The sequence below is a fragment of the Glutamicibacter sp. NPDC087583 genome, assembly GCF_044743685.1.
Taxonomy (GTDB): Bacteria; Actinomycetota; Actinomycetes; order Actinomycetales; family Micrococcaceae; genus Glutamicibacter.
In genome coordinates, this window is record NZ_JBIUWY010000003.1 from 194,776 (window position 1) to 218,168 (window position 23,393).

Genomic DNA, 23,393 nt, shown 5'->3' on the forward strand with positions numbered 1-23,393 from the left:
CCCCCAAGGATCATTCATGACGCTTTTGGAAACTACAACCCCGGAATCACGACCACCGTCCGTCCCGCCGAGGACTGCCCGCAAAGGCTGGTTCGGGCAGCTGCTACTGAGACTGCACTTCTACGCAGGAATCTTCATCGGCCCGTTCATCCTCGTGTCTGCCGTCAGCGGCGCTTTGTACGCGATCACACCCCAAATCGAACAAGCGATCTACTCCAAGGAGCTTCACGCGCCCGTTGCTGATTCCTACTTGCCACTGGCTGATCAAGTGGAAACAGCCAATGCCTATATGGGCGGTGGTGACGCGCTAGTGGCCGTCCGCCCGGCCCCGAACCCCGGGGATACCACCAGAATGATGTACGCCGACGAGAATCTTGGTGCCAGCGAAACCAGAGCCATTTTTGTTGACCCTGCTACCGCGGAAATCCGCGGTGATCTCACCGCCTACGGGACCAGCGGTGCCCTTCCGCTGAGAACCTGGATTGACCATTTGCACCGCAACCTGCAGCTTGGTGAACCGGGACGACTTTATAGCGAACTGGGAGCCTCCTGGTTGGGTGTTATTGCCCTTGCTGGATTGGGTTTGTGGATCTTGAGGATCAAGAGAACGAGACGCAAAAAGGATCTCATCCGCCCCAATATCAAAGCCACTGGCTATCGTCGGCTGGCAAGCTTGCACGGATCCCTTGGCATCTGGATCCTGCTCGGGGCGTTCTTCCTTTCCGCTACCGGTATCACGTGGTCGACCTACGGCGGTGCGAACGTCAGTGAGCTGCGTAGCGCACTAAGCTGGGGTACCCCCGCGGTGGCCACCGATTTATCAGCCGCCGAAGATAGTGCCAGTGATGAGCACGCCCATCACCACGGGGCCGCCGTTGCTCCAATCGGTGAGTCGGTGAATCCGGCAGCTTTCGACACCATGCTCTCCATTGCCCAAGAAGTGAACGTTAATACCGGGCTGGTTGAGATCAAGCCTCCTGCTGCGGAAGGGAAAGCATGGGTGGTGCAAGAAATTCAACGGTCCTACCCAACTGAGGTTGATGCAACCTCTATTAATGGTCAAAGTCTAGAAGTGGTTGACCGTGTTGATTTCAAGGACTTCAGCCTCGCTGCGAAGCTCTCGCGGTGGGGCATCGATATCCATATGGGATCCATGTTCGGGGTGCTGAATCAGATCCTGCTGTTCCTTCTCGCATCCGGGATCACCACCATGGTGGTTCTCGGTTACGTAATGTGGTGGAAACGCCGTCCAATCAATAATCCTGCACGACGCATGGGCAAAACTCCTTCCCGTGGCGGATTGACCCGTGCCCCATGGTGGGGAACTCTGCTGGTGCTATGTGCGGCTGTCGCTGTAGGGGTTTTCTTGCCGCTCATGGGAATCAGCCTCGCAGCGTTTCTCCTAATTGATGTGATTGTTGGCCGGATGCAACGGGCTAAAACTAAACGCCTAGCCCCCGAATAAGAATCAATCAGCACCTTGTCTGAACTGTGCCCTCGGCCTGTTGCCCGGAGTGCCTAATAGCCCCAGAATCTATTGATGTGAACTGGGTCCCAAAAGTTGGACGAGCTAAATAATAGTCCTGCTTAGGCTGCAAGGGTATGGCATCGATATTCCATCGGCGTCATACCCTTCAGTCGTTCCTGACGCCGACTGACGTTGTACCAATCAATGTACGTCTCAATCTCCACCTTGAGATCCTCGAAATCTGCGAAGTGCTCTCCATGGAACATCTCCGACTTGAGATGACCGAAGAAATTCTCCATGACCGAGTTATCGAAGCAGTTCCCTTTACGAGACATGGACTGCACCGCACCATGCTCCTGCAGCAAAGCCTTCCACGACCAATGCTGATACTGGAATCCTTGATCCGTATGGACCAGCAGCTTCTTCCCGAAATCTTTCGAACCTAAGGCTTGAGCCAAGCTCTGATTAGTGAACGCCGTAGTTGGTGACGAAGCGATCGTGTAGCTCAAGATGCTGTGGTCAAACAGATCCATGATGGGAGGCAAATACAGTTTCTCCTGGTCAACCCTGAACTCGGTCACGTCACTGACGTAAACAGTGTCCGGTGTATCAACATCAAAGTGCCGCGCTAACAGGTTTTCAGCGATCTTGCTCTGCTCGCCCTGGTACGAGTTGTAGCGTCGCTTAGGGCGCGCTTTGGACTGAAAATTTAGGATTCTCATGAGCTTACGGACCAGCTTTATGCCGATGGCCCATCCTTGAGCGCGCAGGTCCATGTGGACTCTTCGGTACCCGTAGCGTCGTTTGCTGTTCTCAAACGACGTGGTGATGGCTGCTTTGAGGTCCGCATACGGAGCTGTCTGATCCATCAACTTCAGATGGTAGTAATAGGTTGACCTGGCTAAGCCAGCTACGGCCAGCAGGTCTGCGAGGTCGTGTTCTGACTTGAGGGTGACAATCACCTGGGTTTTCAGCGATGCCCCTGATCCCTCAAGTCTCGGAGTTTTTCCAGGTAAGCGACCTTGGCTAGCAGTCGTTTATTTTCTTGGCGGAGCTTGTCTTCTTCGCTCAAAGGCGATTTAGGTACGGAGCCTTTTGGGTGTCCTTTAGGTTTGGGCATCAGTGCGTCGTCGCCGCCTTTTCGCCATAACCGCACCCAATCGGCAACCAACACGTCGGAACTGACGTTGAACTTTGCGGCAAGTTCCATGGCAGTTTCACCTGCAAGGAACCGGTCAACGATTTCCTTCTTGGTCTCGAAGGAATACTGCTTTTTTGCTGGTTTCTGCATGAGGCATAGCCTGCCATGTAACCGCCACTGATTGTAGAGGCGCTTGCTCGCGGATGTACCGACTTTAATCACTGATGCCACAGACCTATATCCATAGCCTTGCTCGAAGAGTTCCACGAGTTGCTCGCGTTGGTACTCGGATAGTGTGCTTCGTGCGTGCATGAAAATGCTCCCCTAAAGTTGTTGACCTTTACAGTCCAACTTTCGGGGAGCAGTTCAATGCCGGGGCCTGATCGAGAGACCTGTCAGGTGCCCGGGCTACTGGTGGATATCCTCGGAGACCTGCTCCGCGGTTTCCGCTTCAAGCTTGGCGAAGAACTTCGCTTCACGGTAGGCGGCGGCCTCATAGCGTTCGTGCGCCACCTTGGCCAGGTGCGCGGCGCGCAGTGCCTGGTGCTGGGGGGTGCGGCGGATGTACAGGTAGCCTGCGCCCAGGATCAGGAACCATGCCGGGGTGATCAGCAGGGCGCTGAAGGTATCAACCTGGGTGGTCAATGCCCAGAGGATGAAGCCGAAGAAGCCGAGTACCACGTAGGGCATGACGACCCCGCCGGGCACCTTGAACTTCGAGGCGTCATGCAGGTGCGGGCGGCGTGCGCGGAAGACCAGGTAGCTGAGCAGGATGATGGTCCACACGAACATGAAGCACAGGGCCGAGACTGTGGTGACCAGGGTGAAGGCGCCCATCACCGAGTCGCCACTGTAGAGCAATGCGACGCCTGCCAGCAGGAACATGCAGGAGAACATCAGTGCGTTCTTCGGCACCTTGCGGCTTGAAAGCTTGGCGAAGCCCTGGGGCGCATCGCCTTCCATGGACAGGCCGCGCAGCATGCGCGAGGTCGAATAGATCCCAGAGTTGGCGCTGGAGGTCGCGGAGGTGAGCACCACGAAGTTGATGATGCCCGCGGCACCGGCCAGGCCGGCCAGGGCGAACATGCCCACGAACGGGGACTGCTCGGCGGAGAACAGGTTCCACGGTTCCACGGTCATCAAGATGATCAAGGCTCCGACGTAGAAGAACAGGATGCGGATGGGGATCGAATTGATCGCCTTGGGCAGCGTCTTTTCCGGGTCCTTGGTTTCCGCTGCGGTCGTGCCGACCAGCTCGATGCCCACGAACGCGAACACCGCAATCTGGAAGCCGGCGACGAAGCCCATGAAGCCGGTGGGGAACATGCCGCCTTCGGTCCACAGGTTGGAGAAGGAAGCGGTGGCCGAGTCGTGCTCGAAGCCGGTGATGACCATGACCAGGCCGACTACGATCAGCGCGCCGATGGCCACGATCTTGATCAGCGCGAACCAGAATTCGGTTTCGCCGAAGGCCTTCACGGTGGCCAGGTTCAGCACCAGCAGCAGTGCGATGCAGCCCAGCGCCGGGATCCACAGCGGAAGGTCGCCCCACCAGAAGGCGACGTAGTGGGCGATGGCCACCACGTCGGCAATGCCGGTGACTACCCAGCAGAACCAGTAGGTCCAGCCGGTGAAGAACGCCGCCCACGGGCCCAGCAGGTCCCCGGCGAAGTCGGCGAAGGTCTTGTATTCGAGGTTGCTCAGCAGCAGCTCGCCCATGGCGCGCATGACGAAGAAGAGCATGAAGCCGATGATCATGTAAACGAAGATGACCGACGGGCCGGCGACCGAAATGGTCTTGCCCGAGCCCATGAACAGGCCGGTGCCGATAGCGCCGCCAATGGCGATCAGCTGGATGTGACGATTGGAGAGCCCGCGCTCGAGAGTGGGATCAGAACTGGTGGTACTCATGCTGGTTGCCTTCCAGGAGTGTGGCGTGACGCCCTGAAGGTGTCCTGCCTCCAAGCCTTCATGGCTTGGAGCGCAGGGACTGGCTTCGTTGAACACATCCGGTACGGAGGATTCCAGCTGGCATGCCCGGCAAGCTGCGCAAGGAGCAGGAGCCGGTTAAGCCACGGGGAGTACCTCGAAACCGGTGCGCTCGGTGCGGCACTGTTCTAGGTCCCTCCCCAATCTGTATGTATACCTGAGAGTTTTCACTTCGGCCCGACTACTGGGCGAAGATTGCTCCTTCGGTGAGCGCGGCGGAACCGTGCTGCTTTCCAGATTTGCCTCTTCGTGGCGGTACGGGTGCCTGAGAGTTTCCCGGGGAGGAAATTGCTCCTACGGCGCCCGCCCATGGTGTGGACGGATCTCTCCCGCACGCATCAACGGCATATGTGGTGATTGCCATCACAGTATGCGCAGAAAAACGAACGTGGTGCAAGTCGCAATTTCACACTCCAGGCCCCGGATAACCGCTTGGACACGCCAATCGGGGAAAGTGGCGGGCGAAATGGGGGATTTTCTGCTTCGTAATGATTCGGGAAGCAAGGGGCATGGATACGGCTAAGCGGGGCATCGGATCAACCGATGCCCCGCTGTGGAAGCCCGGAGGCCTACTTCCCGAACCGTCGCAGTCGCAACGAGTTCAGTACCACCAGCACCGAGCTGGCTGCCATGGCCGCTCCGGCGATCATCGGGTTCAGCAAACCCAGGGCCGCAATCGGAATGCCGGCAGTGTTGTAGGCGAAGGCCCAGAACAGGTTCATCTTGATGGTGGACAGGGTCCTGGCCGACAGATCGATGGCCTGCGTGACCTGATGCAGGTCGTTGCCCATCAGGGTAATGTCCGCGGCTTCGATGGCCACATCGGTGCCCGAGCCCATCGCGATGCCGAGGTCGGCCTGTGCCAGTGCCGGTGCGTCATTCACGCCATCACCCACCATGGCCACGACCTTGCCCTGCTCCTGCAGCGATGTGATCGCCTTGGCCTTGTCGGCGGGGAAGACCCCGGCGAATACGTCTTCGGCCTTGATGCCTACCTGGGCGGCGACCTCGGTAGCCACCGATTGGTTGTCGCCGGTCAGCAGCACCACGCGCAGGCCGCGCTCCTGGAGTTCGGCAATAGCTTTCGCGGAGCTGTCCTTGATCTTGTCCGCCACCGAGATCACAGCTTGGAACTGCTGGTCCACCGCGACCAGGATGGCGGTCGCGCCGGCCTGTTCGGCTTCCGCGAGCATGGCCTTGGCGGAGTCATCCAAGGAGGTGCCCTGGGCTTCGAGCCAGCTGAAGCGGCCTACGGCAACGCGATGCCCGTTGACCGTGCCGACCACGCCGCCGCCTGGATCCGAATCGAAGTCGCTGGCCTCGGGCAATGGACCCAAGCCGGCTGCGGCCTTGGCGATGGCCTGGGCGATCGGATGCTCGGAATGGTGTTCCACGGCACCGGCCAAGGCCAGGACCTCATTGGGATCGACCCCGTCGATGGCCTTGGTGCCTTGATGGGTCATGATCCCGGTGGTCACGGTGCCGGTCTTGTCCAGCACGATGGTGTCCAGCTTGCGGGTATCTTCCAGGACCTGCGGGCCGCGGATCAGGATGCCCAGCTGCGCGCCGCGTCCGCTACCGACCAGCAAGCCGATCGGGGTCGCCAGTCCCAATGCGCAGGGGCAGGCGATGACCAGCACGGCGACCGCAGCGGTGAACGCCTGGTAGGGATCGCCGCTGGCAAAGAACCAGATCATGAACGTGAGCAGCGCAATGGCCAGTACGATCGGCACGAAGACGGAGGAAATCCGGTCAGCCAGGCGGGCAATGGGCGCCTTGCCCGACTGGGCTTCGGAGACCAGCTTGCCCATCTGGGCCAAGGTGGTGTCCGCGCCAACGCGGGTAGCTTCAATCACCAGCCGGCCCGAGGCATTCAGGGTCGCGCCGGTGACTTCATCGCCGGGCGCAACTCTCTGCGGTACCGATTCACCGGTCAGCAGCGAGGTGTCTACCGCGCTGGCGCCGTCAATGACCACGCCGTCGGTGGCGATCTTCTCGCCGGGGCGCACCACGAAATGGTCCCCGACCTGCACCTGCCCGGCAGGGATCTTCACTTCCGTGCCGTCGCGAAGCACCACTGCATCCTTGGCGCCCAGGTTCAGCAGGGACTTCAGCGCATCGGATGCCGAGGACTTGGCGCGGTGCTCCAGGAAGCGGCCTAGCAGCAGCAAGGTGGCCACGACGCCGGCCGTTTCAAAGTAGAGCGCATGCTCGGACATGGACATGCCGACATGGGCAGTCAGCTGCGGATCGAGGATCAGCTGCACTGCAGAGAAGAAGTAGGCCGCGAGCACACCGAGGGAAACCAGGGTGTCCATGGTCGAGGCCAGGTGCCGTGCGTTGACGGCCGCTGCCTTGTGGAAAGGCCAGGCGCCGTAGAAGACCACGGGAGTGGCCAGCGCGAAGGCGACCCAACCCCAGTGCGGGAACTGCGCTGCGGGAATCATGGAAATGATGAACAGCGGGATGGTGAAGATCGCGGAGACCAGCAGGCGGCGCAGCAGGTGGTTGGGCACCAGGTGCTCGTGCCCGCCGTGCTCATGCTCACCATCTCCCTGGTGATCCGAACCCGCAGGTTTGGGCGGGTGCTTGAGGGAAGCGGTATAGCCGGCGGCTTGCACCGTATCGATCAGTGCTTCATCGGTGACATCGGCTGGGACCTGGACCTTGGCGGTTTCCAGGGGCAGGTTCACCGTCGCGCTGACACCGGGCAGCTTGCCGAGTTTGCGTTCCACCCGATTCACGCACGAGGCGCAGGTCATTCCCTGGATGTCCAGATCGACGGTGCGCAATTCGGGGATTGTTTCATGCGGGGCATGGGAAGTCATGATTTACGACCTTGCACTTTCTTGCCGTTGTGGCTTGGTGCCTGGCTTTTTTGCGGCTAGGCGTTAATTGCTTCGACGGTGTAACCAGCCTCGTCGATGGCATTGCGAATGCTTTCTTCGCTTACGGTTGCGCTGGTGGTGACGTTGGCGGTGGACACGCCCTTCGCATCGAGGAACACTTCGACCTCTTGCACCCCGTCAAGCTCCTTGAGCTCCTCGGTGACAGAGGATACGCAGTGGCCGCAGGTCATGCCGGAGATCTTGATTTCCACATGGCTAGTCAGCGGGGTGCTCTGCTCGCGGGGAATGATCTGCAGGCCCTGGTTGGAGTTCTTTTCCGAGGAGCATCCGCAATTGCAGTTGTGGCTCATGATCTTGCTCTCTTTCGATGAATTCTGTGTGAATTGGAAATGGGTCCGTTGGGGCGCGCTCAGCGCACCAAACGGGAGATGGCGGCCGTGGCCTCGGCGATTTTGTCTTGCACGATGGATGGATCACCCGTCTCGATGGATGACTTGGCCGCATCAACCACGCAATGGCCGATATGGTCATCGATCAGCTGCACGCTGACCTTGTGCAATGCCGCGTTGATAGCGGAGATTTGGGTCAGGATGTCGATGCAGTACTTGTCTTCATCGACCATCTTGGCCACTCCGCGCACCTGGCCTTCAATGCGCTTCAGGCGTCGTTCCAACGCGCTTTTATCCGCGTGATAGCCGTGGTGCTCAGCTGTTTCATGTGGCGTGTGGTTGGTATCCATATTTCGATCATACCCCCTAGGGGTATTAAGTCAAGTACCCCCTAGGGGTATCCAGCATCCCCCAGCCGGAGAGGGAAGCACGGTAGGATTTCACCCGTGAGCCACAACGAACTTCATGTGCGTCCGATTTCCGGCACCGAGCACTCAGCATTCCTTGAGACCGCCCAAGACGTCAGCTTCCTGCAGCGTCCCGAATGGGCCCAGGTCAAGGGCGGCTGGCGCGGTGAATCCCTCGGCTGGTTCGAGGAAGACGAGCTGGTAGGCGCGGCACTGGTGCTGCATCGTGCAGCCCCGGTCATCAAGAAGACCCTCGCCTACATCCCCGATGGCCCGGTCATCGACTTCGGCACCTATGCGCCTGGACAGGTAATCCAGCCGCTGGCCGCCTACCTGAAGAATCGTGGCGCATTCCAGCTGAAGATGGGCCCGGGACTGGCCGTGCGCACCTGGGGTGCCGCCGCGGTGCGCAAGAACCTGGGCAAGGAAGGGTTCACCCAGCTCGCTGACCTTGAAACCCAGAGCACCTCAGGCACCGCGCTAGCGCTGAATGACGCCTTGCTGGAAATGGGCTTCTCCAAAGAAGATGTGGGTCTGGACTTCGCTGCGGGCCAGCCGGAATTCGTGGCCCGCGTGGCGTTGCAAGATGATGACGGCAACCAGCTGGACGTGGACCAGGTCATGGCCAGCTACTCGGCGACCACCCGCAACGAGACCCGCAAGGCGCTGAAGAGCACCCTGGAAATCGAAGTCGGCCAGACCAAGGACATGGCCCGCTTCCATGCCCTGTACAACCACACCGCGGACCGCCAGGACTTCACCGGCCGCCCGCTGGGATACTTCGAGAAGATGCACACCGTGCTCAACGAAGCGGTGCCGGGCTCCTGCACCCTGTACATCGCCAGCAATGAAGGCGTGGACCTGGCCGCATCCATTGTCATCCGTTCCTCGAACCTGGCCTGGTACCTGTACGGCGCTTCCTCCTCGGAGCAGCGCAAGCTGTTCGCGCCGAAGGCGATCATGCAGCACATGGTCATCGATTCCATCGAGGCAGGTTGCCGCTATCTGGACCAGGGCGGCGTGAGCGCGACCCTGGACAAGGAGCACCACCTCTCGGGGCTGACCAAGTTCAAGACCAACACCGGCTGCGACATCGTGCAGACCAACGGCGAGTGGGACCTGGCGCTGAACAAGCCCCTGGCGTGGGCCTTCGAAAAATACATGAACTGGCGCAAGAAGTAGGGAAAACACCACTTTGGCAATCGATCCAACCCAGCCATTTGTCCCGGTCATCCTCGGCGGGGACATCGGCACCTACACCTTGGCGCGCGAATTCTACGAGGCCTACGGGGTACGCTCGGTGGTTCTGCCGGCTGCCGGCAACGGCGTCATCGAGCACTCGGTAGCCATCGAACTGCGCCCCATCGGCTCCATGGCCGACGAGGGACGCGTAGTCGCGGCCCTGGTCGAGCTGGCCGATGAGCTGAAGGCCGCGGCGGATCGGCCGCTGATGCTTTTCGGCTCCCTGGACTTCCACATCATGCTGATCGCCAAGAACCGTGAGCAGCTTGAGGAACAGTACGTCATCCCGTACCCCCAGCTGGAAACCATCGAGGGTGCGGCACTGAAAGAGAACTTCTACGCGCTCGCCGAAAAATTGGGCATCGCCCACCCGCGCACCGCCGTGTATTACCCGGGAACCCCGCTGGATTCGCTGGTTGGTTCCTTCGACTACCCGGTCATCGGCAAGCCATCGAGCTCCGCGGATTGGATCGCCGCCAAGTTCGAGGGCAAGCAGAAGATCCACACCATCGACAGCCGTGCCGACCTCGAAGCCCTGATTTCCAGAATCGATGGCAGCGGCTACGACTCGGGCTACATCTTCCAGGAGTACATTCCGGGCGGAGATGACGCGATGCGCCTGTGCACCTACTTCGCCACCCAGGAAGAAAAGGTCATCTTCGCCGGCTACGGCGAAGTGGTGATCGAGGAGCATGCCCCGCTGGTGCTGGGCAATTCGGCTGCCATTGTCACCGGTCGCAACGATGCGATGGCCGCCGATGGCGCGCGCATGCTCGAAGAACTGGGCTGGCGCGGAATTGCCATGATCGATGCCAAATACGATCACCGCGATGGCCAGATCAAATTCTTCGAGATCAACCCGCGCCTGGGCCGCAACCACTTCTACCTGACCGCAGCCGGGGTGAACCCGGCCCGTTTCTATGTCACCGAGTTCCTCGGCGCGCCGTTCGATCAGTCGAACCCGGAAACCGACGCGGTGGTGGACACCGGGACAGGAGTCTTGCAGCTGTCGCGCCAGCGGCTATTCACCGTGCTGCCGCACCACTTGCTGCGCCGCTTCCTGGACAGCGGAACCGGCCGCAAGGCGGAAGCACTGCTCAAGGCCGGCAAGGTCTCGAACCCGTTGAAGTTCGCAGCCGAGAAGAACCCTCGCCGCAAGCTCTATCTGCTGTTGAATGCGGCCAACCACTACCGCAAGTTCAAGGCGTTCCCGCCGCGCACCCAGTAGGCTTGCCCAGGCCTAGGGCCTAGGAGTGGCCGGTGGTTGCGGTTTGAAGGCGTCTCCAGGAATTGCCCACCCGTCGCGCGCCTGGACCCAGGGGCTTTGGGCGATCTGCGCCCCGTCCAGGATGTCAAGGGACGTCGGCTGGCCATCGTATTGGGGTGCGAGCTGGACCGGTTTCATTCCCTTGGCTGCGGCGATGACCAGGGCAACGGTTTCATCCGGATCCTGGGACGTTGACATGGCATTCCAATCCAGCGTCGAAATCACCGCTTCGCCGGAAGGGATGGCAACGCGTTCAAGGAGGATATCCGGTTCGGGCTGCAGCTCGATATCTGGCTGGGCATCGCCGGCCTCATTGAGGAAATCGATCTGCGGGTAGGACTGCAACGCGCACGAGCGAGCAGAAATGTTCTTGGCGTAGACCGCCATGTACCGTGAACCGGCAGCTGCATCGGGTGCGCCGAGGGCTATTTCCAAGTCCCCCTCTGCGCACAACGGAGCTGGCTGATTCGCTGGCCAGCTTTTGACCTTGTCGGGAAGAACCACAGGCTTGGGAATCAGCCATTGTGGTTTCTTGTTTCCAACCCAGCCTTCAGCAAGGACCTCGTATCGAGGCGATGCCAGCTTGTAGGGCATGGGCTCGCCAAAGGGACCATGCCGCTCCAGCCATAAGCGGGTTTCCTTTTCCGCCTCTGCTGGCGCCTCGTTGCCGAGGACCAGGTTCAATCCGGAATGATCAATGCTGGCGCTCTCGAAGACACCTCGCTTGGCCGCCTCGATAAGAAGCTGGAGCTCGGGAATATCAGTGCGTTTCGCGGGCGAATAGCGCACGGATCGATCTGCTAGTGCCAAATCGGTGGGGTGCTTGGCCTGTGCAGCGAATTTTCCCAGCGCCAGCAGCTGCTCCAAATTAAACGCCGTGGCCGAGTAGTTAGCCGCACTTGCCGCGCCGAGCTCGCGTAGGCGGAATGCGAATGAAGCCCTCTCACCGAGAAGACCAGGCTTCGCTTGCTCTTCGCCTCCAAAGTGCGAAAAATTGTCGGAGACTTCCAGTGGGTAGGTTTTCGTCTTTGAGCCTGGGATATTCTGGGGTTCACCGGCGACAAAGGCCAGGTCGATGTTCCGCAAGCTCAGGGCATGGGCCCCAGCCTGGATCTGTTGTGCCATCTCCCGCACGATTACTTCCGCTTGTGCAGGATCGAGCTGATCCAATAGCACGAATTGCAGGTCAACTGACAGATCCGGTGCGGCCAAGACATCGTGATCCATGACCTCGGAGGACATCTGGACGCCAAGGACCCCGTCCCGGTCCTCGACGGCTGCAACGAAATCGCAAACTTCATCGGGCGCGTCGCAGGAATTCCATGGCTGCCAGATCACCAGGATGGCTGCGATAAGAGCCAGTGCGATGACGCTAGCTCCAGCGCGCAGTGAATTCATCTGGCTACTGTATCAAATGCGACCTCATGCTTGACCGCTGGTACTCCGGAAAACGATAACCGGATAATGCGAGTAAAATTTCAAGCACACGTATTGAAAGCGAGTTCCCATGAGTTTGAAAGATCGCCTGCGCGATGACAGCATCGCCCATCTGAAGGCCGGCAACGAGCTGGAGAAGACGACCCTGCGCAATATCCTCAGTGCCATCGGCACCAAGGAGAAGTCGGGAAAGAACCCCAGCGAGCTCAACGACCAGGATGTCGAGAACCTGCTTCGCAAGGAAGTCGGCAACCGCGAGGAAACTGCTGGCCTGGCCGCCAAGGACGGCCGCACCGAATTGGCTGAACGCGAATTGGCCGAAGCCGCCTTCATCTCCACGTACCTGCCCAAGATGCTTGACGAAGCGCAAGCCCAGGACATTGTCGATAGGATCATGGCCGAACTTGCAGCCGATCACGACCTGACCATGAAGGACATGGGCCAGGCCATGAAGCTGGTCGGCGCCGAAATCGCTGGCCGCTTCGATGGCAAGGCTGTCTCCCAGATGGTGCGCGCCAAACTGGGCTAGCCAACACTGGACTTTTCATTCGGCACGGGCCGTCCCACTTTTGGGGCGGCCCGTTGCCGTAGTCCAGGCAACGGGGATGGGATCCGGGTTTTGAAGCAGATAGTCTGTGGATACCATGCCTGACTTCCCGAAAAACCGCGCCACCCTGTCCAAGGGCTCTGGCGCACTGCTGATCCTTGCCATCATCCTGGCCTCGCTGAACCTGCGTCCTGCCGTCACCTCCTTGGGGTCCCTGCTTGATCTGGTGATTGGCGACCTGCAGATGAATGGCTTCGTGGCCGGAATGATCACCGGCATCCCTCCACTGTGCTTCGCGCTGCTGGGTCCCTTGGCGCCGCGGCTGGCCGGGAAGCGCGGACCGGAACTAGTGGTGGCCTCAGCCATGGGTGCTGTCCTGTTGGGCATTGCCCTGCGCGCGGTGGCTCCGGGGACCGGATTCTTCCTGCTGTGCACCGCATTGGCCCTTGCGGGCATCGCGGTGGGCAACATTCTCATGCCGGTACTGGTCAAGCGCTGGTTCCCGGGAAAGATCGGGATTGTCACCGGCGCCTACACTACGGCGGTTGCCTTGGGTGCTTCCGGAGTTGCGGGGGTCGCCGTGCCGGTGAATCAGATGCTCGGCGGAAACTGGCGCGTGGGCTTGGGATTCTGGGCAATTCTGGCCTTGCTGGCGCTGGTGCTGTGGCTTTTGGTGTACTTCGGGATGCGCAACCAAATCGCAGCCCAGCAGCAGCATCTTGCCAGTAACTCAAATGATGCGGCCGGCATCGGGCCGATGAGCAAGAACGCCACCGCATGGTGGGTGGCGTTGTTCTTCGGCGGGCAGTCCGCCGTGGCTTATATCTTCATGGGGTGGCTGCCCAAGATCTTCATCGACTTGGGAGTCTCGCCGGCATTCGCTGGATCCCTGCTGGCGATCCTGCTGGGTGTGGGCGTGCCTTTGTCCTTCGTGATGCCGGCGCTCGCTGCCAAATTCTCGAACCAGGCGCCACTGGTGATCTTCAACGGTGCCGTGGGCATCATCGCGATCATCGGCATGCTGCTTGCTCCGGTCCAGGGAGCGGTGCTGTGGGCGGTGCTGCTGGGCATTTGCGGGTCGAACTTCCCGCTGGCCTTGACCATGATCGGCTTGAAGGCCCGCACCGCCGCGGGTGTCTCGAAGCTCTCCACCTTCGGCCAGTCTGCGGGCTATCTGCTGGCGTTCCCCGGTCCGTTCCTGGTCGGGGTGCTGCACGAAACTTCGGGTTCATGGGTTGCGCCAATGTGGCTTATTGCCGGCTTGATCGTTTTCCAGACCCTGGTCGGCATCATGGCCGGGCGTCCGCGCTACATCGAGGACACGCAACTAGAGCAAGTGCGCTAGCTGGCGACTTCGCCGGTCGCGGCTGAGTCGACGTGCTTGTCGAAACCGAGATCTGCCTGGCTTCCTGCGACCCGTCCGGCCAATGAGGCATTGGCGCTTCCGGCTGCGGCGCGGTTCCTGCTGCGGCGCAGGAACGGATATTGGTTGCTGACGAATTCGTCGACCTGTTCCTTGCGGCTAGCCAGGACCAGTTCGGTCCCGCTGCCGCTGTGCACGCTTTCTTCCTGGTAGAGGATGGCGATGCGCGAAGCGACTTGCAGGTAGAAGCTGCGCTGGAATTCGCGGCGTTCAATGGTTTTCTCGGAATCGGTGTACCAGTTCGCGTAGAGCTTGCCCTCCTGTGCCCACCAGTGGGCCATGGCGGCAGTCGCCTGGACAACCAAGGAGGCGAAGAGATTCTTGACGGTAGCTACATCCGATTCATGGCCGATGATGTACAGCCTGCACGAGGTCGAGTAGTTGCTTTGCAGCATGGACACCGTGCGGAAGGCCCGGCCCACCGCGGACAGGCCATCGCGCTGTCCCAGGCGGTAGACGCCGCGCATATCGAAGTGCTCCTCGATAATGGCTTCCTTCTTCTTGCCCCGGTGGGCCGAGTCGGCATCCAGTTCCGCACGGCCGATGCCATAGCGCACCATGAGCCGTTCGGCATGTTCCTGGAAGGCCTGCGCTTCGTGCGGATAAGTGGTGTTCTCGGCCTTGTTCAGCAATAGGGCAATGCGTTCTTTCAAGCGTTGCAGCTTTTGCTCAGAGGTGCTCATGGCTTCTTCCTTGCTAGCGGTCCGGCGGTGGCGAAGCGGTCATATCCGGTTCTCTGCATTAGTTTGCCACGAGGTGCAGAGCCCTGCTTGAGGGGCTGTGGGTAACTGCCGCCAGTGGACCCTAGCCGGTTGTGCAAACCGCGCGTAGAGTGAAGGCACCAAGCAGGTCCAGCAGGCCCGCGAACTTCGCTTCGCGGCTGGTCATCGGAGGTTGTGATGGGTGATTTTCGTGCATACACCATGGAAGAGCGGGCCACGTACCTGGCTCCTTCATGCGATCGCTGCGGGCAGCACCGCCACATAGTGTGGGAGAAGGTCGAAGGAACCCAGACCTACCGTCCGCGTGATGCGGGGTGCTCCAATGAGGCCTGCACCGCCTAGCTAGCGCAGCGTGCGGGCAGGTACCGCTCACGAGCGGATGCCCAGGCTTGCCGAGATGCGTGCCGAGGCGGCCGTAAGCACGGCTGCAATGTGGTTGCGATCGCGTTCCAGCGGCGGGTAGATGACGGCGATGGCCGCGGGCTTGCCCTGCGGGAGCACCAGCGGAACGGCAATCGAGGTCAACCCCGGGATCACTTCGTCATGGCTGAATTCGAAGTCCTTGGCCGGGTGCTCCTGGGGATTGAGCATGGAACGGATGACCCGTCCCGGTGCGCCGTTGTCGATCGGATGGCGGGTGCCCGGGCGCTGGGCCACGGTGGCATCGGCGAGCCGGGGTTCTGCGGTGCTCAGGGTAACGGCTGCCTCGCCATCGAAGACGACAAGCAGCGCCGTCATCTGCAGCTCATCGGAGACAGTGGCCAGATGCGGTGCGGCCGCGGCCTGCAGGGACTTGGCGACGTTGCGCGCCAGCGCGCCCAGGCGGGCTCCCAACTCGAGCTCGCCTGCAGGATTGCGTTCCACGAAACCGTACTGCTCGAAGGTCTTGACCAGCCGGTAGGCCATGGAGCGGTGCACGCCCAGCAGTCCGGCGAGTTCCGAGACGCTCAGCGGCGTCGCGGATTCCCCGATCAGGGTCAGTGCCTCTAGCCCGCGGCCCAGGGTCTGCGAACCGCCTTCGGTGGTTTTGCTCATGTTCCAATCATTCCATCTGGCCTGCGCAGATGCCTGCCGTGCTGTTCCCGGTGTGATCCACGTCTTGCCTACAGCCTACGTGAAAGCTACGATTGTTTCTATAGTTAGAACAGTGTCGCAATTATAGAGACAATGAAGTTCAGCGGCACAGCGATAGGGGAGCCACATTATGCAGATTCACCACAGGGGATACGTTTCCGGGGATCCACGGGTCAAGGAAGCGGCCGGCTACGGCATCGACCGCGCCGAGCAAATTCCCGATGAAATGGATGTGCTGATCGTTGGAACCGGTCCGGCGGCCGCCGTGGTGACCGCGCAGCTCTCGCGCTTCCCGAGCATCAACGCCCGCGCCATCGAGATGCGCCCGGGCCGGCTCGACGTCGGCCAGGCCGACGGCATCCAGGCCCGCTCGGTGGAAACCTTCCAGGCTTTCGGCTTCGCCAACGAGGTTGTCGAAGAGGCCTACCGCAATGTCGAAATGTGCTTCTGGACCCCGGACCCCGAGAACCCGGCGAACATCAAGCGCCATTCGCGTGCTGCCGACGACTCCACCGGAATGAGCGAGTTCCCGCACATCTACGTGAACCAGTCGCGCATCCTGGACTACTTCCTGCGTGACGCCGAACGCGCGCCGGGCAAAATCACCCCGGACTACGGCGTGGAATACCTCGGCTGCGAGATCGACCCGGACGCCGAATACCCGGTGTCCGCGCGCATCAAGTACGTGGCGGGGCCGCGTACTGGCGAAGAGCGCACCGTGAAGGCCAAGTACCTGGTTGGCGGCGACGGCGCGCGCAGCCAGGTGCGCCGCTCGCTGGGCCACAAGCTGCACGGCGATGCGGCCCTGCATGCCTGGGGCGTCATGGACGTCATGGTCAACACCGACTTCCCGGACATCCAGGTCAAATGCTCCATCCAGTCCCATGACGCGGGCAATATCCTGCTTATCCCGCGCGAGGGCGGCTATCTGGTCCGCTTCTACGTGGACCTGGGCGAGCTGACCGCCGAGGATGCCGGGGCCATCCGCAACACCCCGGTCGAGGAAATCGTGGCCACGGCCAACCGCATCATCCATCCGTACACCATGGACGTGAAGAACGTCGCCTGGTTCTCGGTCTACGAGGTGGCCCACCGGATCACCGACGGCTTCGACGACGTTTCCGATGAGGAGCGCGGCACCCGCTGCGCGCGCGCCTTCATCATGGGCGATGCCTGCCACACCCACTCGGCCAAGGCCGGGCAGGGCATGAACGTGTCCATCCAGGACGGCTTCAACCTGGGCTGGAAGCTGGCCGCCGTGCTCGAAGGCCGCGCCCCGGATGCGCTGCTGGATACCTACGCCGGGGAACGCAAGGTCATCGCGCAGAACCTGATCGCCTTCGACAAGGAATGGTCCACCCTGATGGCCAAGTCGGTGGACGATTGGGAAGACCCTGACGAGCTGGAGAAGTACTACACCAAGACCCAGGAATTCCCTGCCGGGTTCATGACGCAGTACACCCAATCGCCGATCACCGCCGGCCTGGAGCACCAGGATCTGGCCCCGGGCTTCCCGGTGGGCAAGCGCTTCAAGTCCGCCGAGGTCATTCGCCGTTCGGATAACCGCTGGCGCCACCTGGGCCACTTCCACGAGGCTGACGGACGCTGGCGCATCTACGCCTTCGCCGACGCGGCTGCACCGGCACTGGAGGGCACCGCAATGGCCGACTTCGCCGCTTGGTGGAGCGCCGATCCGGCATCGCCGCGCAACCTGTACACTCCGGCGGGCGGGGACGAGGATGCCGTTTTCGATACCAAGGCCATCTACCAGCAGGACTATACGCAGGTCGAGCTGCATGATGTGCCCAAGGCCTTCCAGCCGCTGAAGGTCCCGTACGGCCTGCACGACATCAACCAGGTATTCGCAGCCGGGCACGGCCGCGACATCTTCCGCGACCGCGAAATCAGCAAGGACGGCGCCATCGTGGTGGTCCGCCCGGATCAGTACGTCGCCGGGATCTTCCCGCTGGATGCGCGTGAGGAGATTGCCGGGTTCTTCGCCGGGAACATGCTTCCGGTCAACGGCTAGAAAACCCTAGTGGCTCTTTTGGCCGCACCCTGCTGAACCATGGGTGCGGCCAAGGGGCCAAGCCTGCATAACTGCCGCCAAGCTGTCGCGCGCTGCTGGTAGCCTCGGGTGCATGAGCGCACTTTTCGACACGCTGCCGGTTCGCCGCATCACCGAACATCCCAAGGCACCCATGGATCGTTCCGACTGGGTCGCCCAGATCCCGGCGGTGCAGCAACTGCTTGACGAGGGCCTTGAACTGGGCCAGCTGACTGTGCTGGTGGGGGAAAACGGCGCGGGAAAATCAACTCTTGTCGAGGCGATTGCAGCGGCCTTTGGGCTGAATGCCGAGGGCGGAACCCGCAACAGCATGCACCAGACCCAACCCACCGAATCCGGGTTGTCCTCGCACCTGCAATTGGAACGCGGAGCCGGTGCGTCCAAGGCCGGCGTGTTCTTGCGCGCGGAAACCATGCACGGGCACTTCGCCTATCTGGGCTCCATCGGCTCGCGCGGAAAGCACAATTTCCAGAGCCATGGCGAATCCTTCGTCGAGTTCTTCACCGAGCGCTCGTATGTCAACGGGTTGTGGGTCTTCGACGAAGCCGAATCAGCGCTGTCCTTCAATGGCTGCCTCATGCTGCTCTCGCATATTGCAGATCTGCTGCGTTCCGGTTCCCAGGTAATTCTCTCCACCCACTCGCCAATTCTTGCTTCCTTGCCGGAGGCGCGAATCTATGAAATCGGGGAGTGGGGCATCCGCGAATCGGACTACGACGAGTTGGACATGGTGCGGAACTGGCGGCTTTTCCTGGATGCCCCGGGACGGTACCTGCGCCATTTCAATGACTAGATTGCCGACGCAGCGTGGTCTTCGGTTAGAGCGGCGCAGCTAATTCCCCTAAGCTTTAAGCAACGGAAGACGAAGGGACGCACTATGGCCAAGAAGCGCTCAATTTGGGCTCGAATGTTCGGTATCGGCAAGGCTAACGCCAATGCCGCTTTGGATGCTCTGGAGGATCCGAAGAAGATGCTGGACCAGTCGGTTCGCGAATACACCAACAACATTGCCCAGGCCGAGCAGGCGGTCGCCCAGACCATCGGCAACCTGCGCATGGCCGAGGACGACCACGCCAAGTTCCAGCAGGAAGCCAAGGATTGGGGCAACAAGGCTCTGGCCGCGTCGAACAAGGCTGATGAATATTCTGCCGCCGGTGACAGCACCAACCAGCAGAAGTTCAACCAGCTGGCCACTGTGGCCATCCAGCGCCAGATGGACGCCGAGAAGCGCGCCAAGAACCTGGGATCCACGATCACCACCCAGCGTGATGTCGTCGCCAAGCTGAAGACCGGTCTGAACACCATGCAGACCAAGCGCCAGGAACTGGTGGCCAAGCGCGATGAGCTGGTGGCCCGCGCGCGCAATGCCAAGACCCAGAATCAGATGATGGACACCCTCAAGGCCCTGGACATCAACGACCCGACCAGCGAGATCAGCCGCTTCGAGCAGCAGATCCGCCAGGACGAAGCCAAGGTCCGCGGTGCGCAGGAACTGGCGGCGTCTTCCCTCGATGCGCAGTTCGCGCAGCTGGAAGACCTTGGTGCCGAGACCGAAGTCGATGCGCGCTTGGCAGCCTTGAAGGCCAGCAACGCCCCGCAGGACATCCTCGAGGAAGCCGACGGCGCCGCACAGATCGAAGCCGGCGCACCGCAGGTTTCCGAGATCGAGGCACGCTTGGCCGCCTTGAAGAAGAACCAAGCCTAGGTCCTAGCCAAAAGCGGCAAAGCGTCCCTTCCCGGATCACTACTGATCCGGGAAGGGACGCTTTGCCTTTTTCGTGGAAACCGGGTCTAGCGGCCAACCGATTCCTGGGCGGTTCCTGCGGGACTCAAGGTGGCACTGCCTGCGGAGACATCGATCGTGATCTTGTTGGGGGAGTTCGGATCGGTGGCGAGAAGGTTCTCGACGGAACCGGCGGCCGTATTCTGCCGCAGGTCGTAGGTGGCCTCGGGCAGTTCCAGCTCCAGCGAGCCGGCGCTGACGCTGCCCTCGATGCTCTTGGGCGCCTTGCCCGAGAGTTCGCCAATGAGTTCGCCGGCCGAGATATCAAACCGGGCGCTTCGGACATCGCCCAATCGCACCGTTGCTTCCCCTGCGCCCAAGCCGATATCGGCGGTGTGCGCGCTGCCGGCGAGGTTCAGCTCCCCGGCACCGACTTCAACCACCAGGTCCTTGTAGGCACCGACTGCGTTGAAGGATCCGGCGGACAGCTCGAAGTCCGCATCCAGCGTTCCATTGTTCATGGATTGCGGAAGCACCAGCGTAGCCTCGTTGTCATCGAATCCGCAGCCGAAGAAGCAGAAGTTGTCCCAGGCATTCGGGGCTTCGACGATGAGCCGATCGTGCTCCCGATGCAGCTTCCAGCTCGCGGACTTGGCGCTTTTGACTTCAAGTGTTGCCTTGTCGGTGTCCGCAAAGACCAGATCGAAGCGTCCCGAGCTCGCCGAAACTTCCAAGGCGGTCACCCCGGAGACCTCTGCTTCGTGGACCGAATGCTCCCGGGAGACCGAAGCAAAGGCGCTGCGTGCCGTGGCGATGACCAAGGTGAGAATGACCAGCCCGCCGAGCACCGCGAGGATGATATTCAGCGGCTTGCCGTTGTTGGGTGGCGCCGGTGGGTTTGGCGGTAGCGGCATGGTTTGCGTGGTAGTCATGATCCTGTCCTGTCTGTGCGGTTGGTGCCCAGGGTTTCAATATGAGCCAGGGCTGCCAGCACGCGCCGGTTGCCCGTTCCGTCGGCTTCCAAGCCGAGTTTCTGGAAGATGGAAGTGATGTACTTTTCTACGCTGGCCTCCGAGAGGAAGAGCAGCGCGGCGATCGCCTGGTTGGATTTTCCTTCGGCCAGTGCGGCCAGGACTGTGCGTTCCCGGTCGGTCAGCTTCTGCATGCGGTCATCGTGATTGCGTCGAGTCAACAGCTGTGCCACCACTTCCTGGTCCAAGACGGTTCCACCACCTGCAATCTGCTCCAGCGAAGCAATGAACTCGCTGACATCCGCAACACGGTCCTTGAGCAGGTAGCCGATCGCTCCGGACTGGGTGGAAATCAGTTCCGAGGCGTAGCGCTCCTCGACGTACTGGGAGAGCACCAGCACCGGCAGATCCGGATACTTCTTGCGCAGTTCCAGCGCCGCACGGATGCCTTCATCCGTGTAGGTCGGCGGGAGACGGACATCCAGGATGCAGATCTGCGGGAAATCATCGGCGGACGAGTTGTCCAGGAAATCCATCAGCCCGCTGGTTTCGGGCAAATCCGCGACAACATGGTGGCCGCTGTGGGCCAGCAACCTGACCAGCCCTTCACGCAGCAGGACCGAATCCTCGCAAATCAGTACGCGCATGGCACGTTCACCTCCACTGCAGTTGGCCCGCCCTGGGGGCTGTCCAGGCTAAAGGTGCCGCCGGCGGCGAGCACCCGATTATTGATTCCATCCAGGCCGCCGCCGGGGGTGATGCGCGCCCCGCCGGTGCCGTTGTCCTCGATGCGGGCCCACAGGCTTTGCTGGCCCTCATGCTCCCGGACCCTCACGGTGATCTGGCAGCGCTGGGCCCGCGAATGCTTGGCAGCATTGGTCAGCGCCTCGGCAATGGCGAAGTACACCGCTGCTTCGGCCACGCGCGGATAGCGCCCATTGAGCTGGATATCCAGGCCAACCGGGATATGCGAGCGGCCTGCGATAGCCGAGAGCGCCGCATCCAGTCCGCGGTCATCGAGCACCGACGCGTAGATTCCGCGGGTGAGCTGGCGCAGTTCGGTAATCGCGGACTTGGTTGAAGCGTGGGCTTCGGCCACCAGTTCCTTGGCCTGCTGCGGATCGCTGTCGATCTGCTGGTGCGCAAGCCCCAAGGTCATGGCCACGGAGACCAGCCGGGGCTGGACCCCATCGTGCAGGTCGCGTTCGATGCGGGTGCGCTCCACCTCTGCGGCGCGCACCGCTCCTTCGCGCTGCACCGCGGTGGTGCGCACGCGTTCGACCAGTGCACTCTCGCGGGCAATAGAGCCGACGATTCCCACGGTGACCATCCGGTGCAAGAAAACCAAGCCGATAACCACTGCTATTCCCAGCAGCGCCGCCAGCACCAGCCAAGGTGCCTGGCTTACCGGGGTCTGGAAGCCCCACAGCCCGGGAACGGTTCCCAGCGGGTCGGCACTATCTGCCTGCAAGACCGGGGCGAAGGCAACGATGGACGAACGCACGGCCATTTGCAGGGCAGTGAGCATCAGCGAGCCGGCCAGGCAGGAGAAGAGCAAGCTTCCCAGCAACGCCCACATGCGTCCGTTGGACACATTGCGCCCGAGCGAACGGACGTATTCGCCAAAGCCTTCACGGCGGCGTGGCCGCCAGGTCAGCGGAGCGACGTCCATGTCGTAGAGGTTGCTGACTCGAGTCAGCTCGAAGCGGGCCAGGCCGAAGAGCGCATAGACCAATCCGGCCAAGACGAGCAGGCCCAAACCGAGGATCGGGGTCAGCGCGACGCCTACCGAGAGCCAGGCCAGCAGCAGCGAAAACAGGATCAGGCCGGCAGACCCGAACAATGCCATATGCAGCAGCGTCATGCCCAATCTCAGCGGGGGACGGGCAGGTGCGGTGCCCGGTAGAACCTTAGGTGTCGAAGTCATACCTCAACACTAGAGCGCGCAGGTCAGCGCCAACACCGAGGGAACCGGAGTTCTTCATTATGGAAAACCCGAAGAATTTGCCTCCCAGGGTGCCCTTTTGGCTTTTCGGAGCGCAGGATGGGCAGATGGACACGAACCAGGATTCGCAGGCGGCAGGAACAGCGCCCATCGAGATCAGGCCCCTGGCCGAAGAACGCATGGATGACTTCGCGACGGTAGTGAATCCGAGCCGGAGGCAGAATCATTGCTGGTGCTTGTCGCACCGGATCGGTGCTGCCGAGATCAGGGAACGAGGTGCAGGGGACCGGTTCGCCGCCATGCGCTCGCTGAGCACCGAGCCGATTGCCCCGGGAGTGATCGCCTATCGCGCAGGGGAACCGGTGGGCTGGTGCAGCATCGCTCCGCGATCGAGGATCCCACTGCTGGAAAAGTCCAAGCTCATCAGGCCCGTGGATGATCTGGAGGCCTGGAGCATCACCTGCATGGTGGTGCGCAGCGGCTATCGCCGCCAGGGCGTGAATCGGGAAATGGTCCAAGGCGCAGTGCAGTATGCGCGGGACCTCGGGGCGCAGGCGGTCGAAGCCTACCCCGTGGATCCGGCAGGGCGGATGGACCTGACCATGGCCTTCGTCGGAACCAGGAAGATGTTCGAGCAGGCCGGGTTCGAGGTCGTCGGGGTCAGCGACGCCCAGGCCAGCAGGATGCCCCGGCTGATCATGCGCATGGTTTTCTGAACCGCCAGGGTTTAC

Annotated in this window: 21 protein-coding genes and 1 riboswitch; of the genes, 9 read left to right on the forward strand and 12 right to left on the reverse strand. The window is 61.3% G+C overall.

Annotation, left to right across the window (positions count from 1 at the left end; translation table 11 throughout):
- Positions 1-16: 16 nt before the first annotated feature.
- Complete coding sequence (locus ACIOU9_RS10070) at positions 17-1,465, forward strand: PepSY domain-containing protein (RefSeq protein ID WP_133835028.1); 1,449 nt, start codon at positions 17-19, stop codon at positions 1,463-1,465.
- A gap of 122 nt (positions 1,466-1,587) precedes the next feature.
- Here ACIOU9_RS10070 and ACIOU9_RS10075 read toward each other — a convergent pair whose 3' ends face one another.
- From ACIOU9_RS10075 to ACIOU9_RS10100, 6 genes are all read right to left on the reverse strand, one after another.
- Positions 1,588-2,430 carry an IS3 family transposase gene (locus tag ACIOU9_RS10075; RefSeq protein WP_402696781.1) on the reverse strand — a complete coding sequence of 281 codons (843 nt, stop codon included), beginning with the start codon at positions 2,428-2,430 and terminating at the stop codon, positions 1,588-1,590.
- 8 nt (positions 2,431-2,438) lie between these two features.
- Positions 2,439-2,759, reverse strand: coding sequence for a helix-turn-helix domain-containing protein (locus tag ACIOU9_RS10080; RefSeq protein ID WP_402696783.1), 321 nt, complete (start codon positions 2,757-2,759; stop codon positions 2,439-2,441).
- Between the two features lie 258 nt (positions 2,760-3,017).
- Positions 3,018-4,520, reverse strand: coding sequence for a D-serine/D-alanine/glycine transporter (gene cycA, locus ACIOU9_RS10085; protein ID WP_402696823.1), 1,503 nt, complete (start codon positions 4,518-4,520; stop codon positions 3,018-3,020).
- 213 nt (positions 4,521-4,733) lie between these two features.
- A riboswitch (glycine riboswitch) is annotated at positions 4,734-4,845 on the reverse strand.
- Between the two features lie 322 nt (positions 4,846-5,167).
- Positions 5,168-7,426, reverse strand: a complete 2,259-nt coding sequence (locus ACIOU9_RS10090) for a cation-translocating P-type ATPase (protein ID WP_133834169.1) — start codon at positions 7,424-7,426, stop codon at positions 5,168-5,170.
- Positions 7,427-7,482: 56 nt separating this feature from the next.
- The gene (locus ACIOU9_RS10095; protein ID WP_105656112.1) at positions 7,483-7,797 is read right to left on the reverse strand and encodes a heavy-metal-associated domain-containing protein; all 315 of its coding nucleotides are present in this window, start codon (positions 7,795-7,797) and stop codon (positions 7,483-7,485) included.
- Positions 7,798-7,856: 59 nt separating this feature from the next.
- On the reverse strand, positions 7,857-8,186 hold the full coding sequence (locus ACIOU9_RS10100) for a metal-sensitive transcriptional regulator (protein ID WP_105656113.1): 330 nt from the start codon (positions 8,184-8,186) through the stop codon (positions 7,857-7,859).
- Between the two features lie 96 nt (positions 8,187-8,282).
- Between ACIOU9_RS10100 and ACIOU9_RS10105 the strand changes: the two genes are divergently transcribed.
- Complete coding sequence (locus ACIOU9_RS10105) at positions 8,283-9,425, forward strand: peptidoglycan bridge formation glycyltransferase FemA/FemB family protein (protein WP_133834168.1); 1,143 nt, start codon at positions 8,283-8,285, stop codon at positions 9,423-9,425.
- 13 nt (positions 9,426-9,438) lie between these two features.
- Positions 9,439-10,713, forward strand: a complete 1,275-nt coding sequence (locus ACIOU9_RS10110) for a carbamoyl-phosphate synthase (protein WP_133834167.1) — start codon at positions 9,439-9,441, stop codon at positions 10,711-10,713.
- A 12-nt stretch (positions 10,714-10,725) separates the two neighbouring features.
- Here the strand turns inward: ACIOU9_RS10110 and ACIOU9_RS10115 are convergent, their stop codons facing one another.
- Entirely contained in the window at positions 10,726-12,150 is a 1,425-nt protein-coding gene (locus tag ACIOU9_RS10115) for a DUF4232 domain-containing protein (RefSeq protein ID WP_402696825.1), read from the reverse strand.
- Positions 12,151-12,259: 109 nt separating this feature from the next.
- Here ACIOU9_RS10115 and ACIOU9_RS10120 point away from each other — a divergent pair, with 109 nt between their 5' ends.
- Together ACIOU9_RS10120 and ACIOU9_RS10125 are read left to right on the forward strand one after the other, a co-directional pair.
- Positions 12,260-12,718 (forward strand): GatB/YqeY domain-containing protein, encoded by a 459-nt coding sequence (locus ACIOU9_RS10120; RefSeq protein WP_332489211.1) that lies wholly within the window; start codon positions 12,260-12,262, stop codon positions 12,716-12,718.
- A 115-nt stretch (positions 12,719-12,833) separates the two neighbouring features.
- On the forward strand, positions 12,834-14,081 hold the full coding sequence (locus ACIOU9_RS10125) for an MFS transporter (protein ID WP_286134065.1): 1,248 nt from the start codon (positions 12,834-12,836) through the stop codon (positions 14,079-14,081).
- On the opposite strand, the gene ACIOU9_RS10130 is transcribed toward ACIOU9_RS10125, so the two are convergent.
- Positions 14,078-14,842: a DUF2786 domain-containing protein gene (locus tag ACIOU9_RS10130; protein WP_133834164.1), complete on the reverse strand. Its 765-nt coding sequence runs from the start codon at positions 14,840-14,842 to the stop codon at positions 14,078-14,080. The two genes, ACIOU9_RS10125 and ACIOU9_RS10130, sit on opposite strands and share 4 nt — an antisense overlap.
- A gap of 408 nt (positions 14,843-15,250) precedes the next feature.
- A complete protein-coding gene (locus ACIOU9_RS10135) occupies positions 15,251-15,916 on the reverse strand; it encodes an IclR family transcriptional regulator (RefSeq protein WP_105656120.1) in 666 nt (221 codons plus the stop codon).
- A gap of 169 nt (positions 15,917-16,085) precedes the next feature.
- On the opposite strand from ACIOU9_RS10135, the gene ACIOU9_RS10140 reads away from it, so the two are divergent.
- The 3 genes from ACIOU9_RS10140 to ACIOU9_RS10150 all read left to right on the forward strand — a co-directional run bounded on the left by ACIOU9_RS10140 (position 16,086) and on the right by ACIOU9_RS10150 (position 19,728).
- Positions 16,086-17,984 (forward strand): FAD-dependent monooxygenase, encoded by a 1,899-nt coding sequence (locus ACIOU9_RS10140; protein ID WP_402696828.1) that lies wholly within the window; start codon positions 16,086-16,088, stop codon positions 17,982-17,984.
- A gap of 112 nt (positions 17,985-18,096) precedes the next feature.
- Positions 18,097-18,816, forward strand: coding sequence for an AAA family ATPase (locus ACIOU9_RS10145; RefSeq protein ID WP_402696830.1), 720 nt, complete (start codon positions 18,097-18,099; stop codon positions 18,814-18,816).
- 84 nt (positions 18,817-18,900) lie between these two features.
- Positions 18,901-19,728: a PspA/IM30 family protein gene (locus tag ACIOU9_RS10150; protein ID WP_105656123.1), complete on the forward strand. Its 828-nt coding sequence runs from the start codon at positions 18,901-18,903 to the stop codon at positions 19,726-19,728.
- 86 nt (positions 19,729-19,814) lie between these two features.
- Here the strand turns inward: ACIOU9_RS10150 and ACIOU9_RS10155 are convergent, their stop codons facing one another.
- From ACIOU9_RS10155 to ACIOU9_RS10165, 3 genes are read right to left on the reverse strand one after another with little or no spacing between them, the layout of a single operon-like run.
- Positions 19,815-20,678: a hypothetical protein gene (locus tag ACIOU9_RS10155; RefSeq protein ID WP_402696832.1), complete on the reverse strand. Its 864-nt coding sequence runs from the start codon at positions 20,676-20,678 to the stop codon at positions 19,815-19,817.
- On the reverse strand, positions 20,675-21,364 hold the full coding sequence (locus ACIOU9_RS10160) for a response regulator transcription factor (RefSeq protein WP_332727922.1): 690 nt from the start codon (positions 21,362-21,364) through the stop codon (positions 20,675-20,677). The genes ACIOU9_RS10155 and ACIOU9_RS10160 overlap by 4 nt, the downstream gene beginning before the upstream one ends.
- Positions 21,352-22,644, reverse strand: coding sequence for a sensor histidine kinase (locus ACIOU9_RS10165; RefSeq protein WP_402696834.1), 1,293 nt, complete (start codon positions 22,642-22,644; stop codon positions 21,352-21,354). The genes ACIOU9_RS10160 and ACIOU9_RS10165 overlap by 13 nt, the downstream gene beginning before the upstream one ends.
- 125 nt (positions 22,645-22,769) lie before the next feature.
- Between ACIOU9_RS10165 and ACIOU9_RS10170 the strand changes: the two genes are divergently transcribed.
- Positions 22,770-23,378 (forward strand): GNAT family N-acetyltransferase, encoded by a 609-nt coding sequence (locus tag ACIOU9_RS10170; RefSeq protein ID WP_402696836.1) that lies wholly within the window; start codon positions 22,770-22,772, stop codon positions 23,376-23,378.
- Positions 23,379-23,393 lie beyond the last annotated feature (15 nt).